At 46.1% G+C, this 2943-nt stretch carries 1 protein-coding gene; it reads right to left on the bottom strand.

Translation table 11 applies throughout. The features are described 5' to 3' along the window. Positions 1–1774: 1774 nt before the first annotated feature. Positions 1775–2416, bottom strand: coding sequence for a DUF6266 family protein (locus tag DYD21_RS20710; protein ID WP_116038928.1), 642 nt, complete (start codon positions 2414–2416; stop codon positions 1775–1777). Positions 2417–2943: the final 527 nt, after the last annotated feature.

Here is a 2943-nt window from a genome sequence, read left to right as displayed (position 1 = left end):
GGAATTTTGCGAAAGCTTCTTAATAGTATCCGATGGTTGTCCACAGGAATAAAATCAACGATTTTCTTCTTAAAGATTGATACTTAGCACGAGGAGATGTCTCCGCTCCACACCGTAAATGCACCGGTGTTCCGGTCGACATGACAGCTCATTTTGGTGGCCAGGCGCGGCGCTAAGCATCAAAAGTTCAAACAGGTTTAGGGTTGCGCCGCGTGGAGTTTCTCATAATTTCTCTTTCCCCCAATTCACTCTCCAATCACGCAGCAGAAAGATAGGTGCTTAAAAGATATCTAGTTAGTGCCAAGCCTTTCACCTTGTTCATTTTTGCTCGTCCAAAAACGAACCAAAAAGGACGCAAACGATCAGAACTCGCTTGTGCGGATTATAATGCGGACGCTGAAATAATTAAGTTCCCGCACTGCGTTCAGACAATGCTCGTTTGATCTGGGGGTTTATGTGCCTTTGTTGGTTTATGAAGATTCTTCATTTTTTACCAGGTAGATTAAACACAAATATACCCCGTAAAACCCGCGGATGCGGGTGAAATGTGAATAGCCCCACGTTTTTAACGTGGGGTTAGCGATGGTAATTAAAACAAACCATCGGGCGGAATTTTACGAAAGCTTCTTAATAGTATCCGATGGTTGTCCACAGGAATACAATCAACGATTTACTTCTTAAAGGTTGATACTTAGCTTAGCACGAGGAGATGTCTCCGCTCCACACCGAAAAAGCACCGGTGTTCCGGTCGACATGATAGCTCTTTTGGTAGCCAGGCGCGGCGCCAGTTACCCAAAGTTCGAACAGGGTTCAGGGGTGCGCCGCGTGTGGAATGTTGAGAGGGGGTAGAGATTATAGATTGGAGATAATAGATTTTCAAATTGTGAGGCTTTAAATCGATGCTGGCAGAATACGGAGAAGCACCATAATACAGACAGGTCTTTTTCACTTCTGCCTTTACACTTTTCATTGCCTCGAAGACTCTGCCAGGAGCTCACTCCGTTCGCACTCTTGCAGGTCTTGTTTTCACTCACTCTCTCCATCTCAGCAATAAGATAAGAACTTAAACCGAGTCCCATTTACGAGACGTCATAACTATAGCTATTTGGTTGAATTATACGATTGAAATTGAATTCAGAGTTCGAATGATGCCGCACCTACGGTGCTTCTTATTAAAAGGGCCTCTGTATACCCCACGGAAATGCTGCGCATTCCCATGGGGCCTACGGATATGCCGCCCCGGAACGGGGCTGGTTTCATCCCTGAAAAGGTGAACGCCATTGAATGAATTGAATAATTTGAAACTCAAAATCCTGAGTTCAATTGTTAGATTATGAATCTAAAAATCCCATTTGTAACGGGAGACTTCTTCCTGATTGATTTGAAATGATTAAGAATCGAACTGAGGTTCAAAAAAATAATGCTGAACGATGTGTGGGCTGAAATATTATTTGTGTATACATCAGTGTAAGAGACAATAAACCAAGCACCTTAGGTGCGGCATGTCCGTAGCCCAAGTTCACTGCGCAGCGGTGGCCTGGGGTTAAAAAGCGAGCATAAAAAATGGGAGCGCCGTAGGTGCGATATATCCGTAGCCTTGCAAGACGAGGGCCCCATTTTTATCCGCAATGTATTTTATTGAATTCAAAGTTCGAATGATGCCGCCCGAAACGGGGCTGGTTTATATCTCTAAAAAAACGAACGCAAAACATTGCTAAGCCAAAAAAAAGCGGCCCATGTGGGCCGCTTTCCTGCCTGTTGCCGCTAAACGCGGTCAGGCTGCGGTTTCAGTTCCGAGAAACTGACTGTTGGAAACACCGCGGTTTGTCTCTGACCTGAAGGTCAGGTACCCGGCCACTGAATCGCCGCTCCACGATTCCGGGAGGGTCACCGCGAGGTTCTCATCCGCGCGTGAAGCGCCGTGCAGTTTATAGATCACAGCATCTTTATCCACATTGTAAAGAAGGGCCATCGCGGCATCATTGTCTGATGCGTTTCCGACTCCCGATTCATTTATCCATGTGAAGATTGCTGTTTCTGCAACGGAAAGGTCCAAACCGGCCGTTGATGATCCCTGCAGATCTCCGACTGACACAACAAGCGCCTGCGGATCTATCTCCAGGTCGGGATAGGTTCCCGAAATCGCATTTCGGACATTCACCGACATGGCGTAGTTCATCTCCGTCTGGTTTTTTCTTCCTTTACGGAAGCCTATTACCACAAACGGCTGCATTTTTCTCAGTAGAGTGATCACCAGACGAAATCGCATGCGCTGATTGCGCTGGGCTTCCGTATTGGGATTTTTAACAGAGGCGGGTTTCGATCTGATGTAGTCGATGCCCCGCCAGCGGCCTCCGACTACGTTTCCTACGGTTCCCGAGATACCACCCAGGATACCAGAACTTAATTTAGCCATAATACTATGGATTTAAGTTTTGAGTTTATGCAATACAAATTTCCGGTTTGATGGAATTGCATTGCGTTCAGGAGCAACCTATCCCGAAAAAAGATGGCCTAAAAAAGGTGGTAGGGCGATTTCCGAAATATTCCACAATCTTCCGAAATCTTCTTTTACCCTGAATTGCCCCGAAAATTGCATCTTTCAGGGCCTGATTATGCGGGCGAAAATCCATGTTTTGTGCGTGACATCATAGTGGTAAATGGCCCTGAGATGATCCACACCACGGCCACAATTTCGGGGAGTTGGTACGGAGATGGTATAGGGTTGGTAAGGAGAAAGTACGGAGAGAGAGCAGGGGTAAATTCCCGGTTTTGCAGGAGAAATTTATTAAAAGTCAAGTCAGATTGTTTTCGGTGGGTTAACGGGTTGTGGTAGAGTATTCACTGCGTGAATGTTGAGTATTCCGCTGCGATGGGTCGGGACCAGAAATGCACTGGCTGCGTGAATGTTGAGGAGGGCAAAGATTAAAGATTGGAGATTAT

It is taken from the genome of Rhodohalobacter sp. SW132 (assembly GCF_003390325.1).
Classification (GTDB): Bacteria; Bacteroidota; Rhodothermia; order Balneolales; family Balneolaceae; genus SW132.
Note: the sequence above shows the minus strand (reverse complement) of the source record. Positions and strands in the feature narration are given on the sequence as shown.

Bases quoted from the DNA above. Each gene is read 5' to 3' on its own strand.
- DYD21_RS20710 (WP_116038928.1), bottom strand. From the start codon at position 2,416: ATGGCTAAATTAAGTTCTGGTATCCTGGGTGGTATCTCGGGAACCGTA.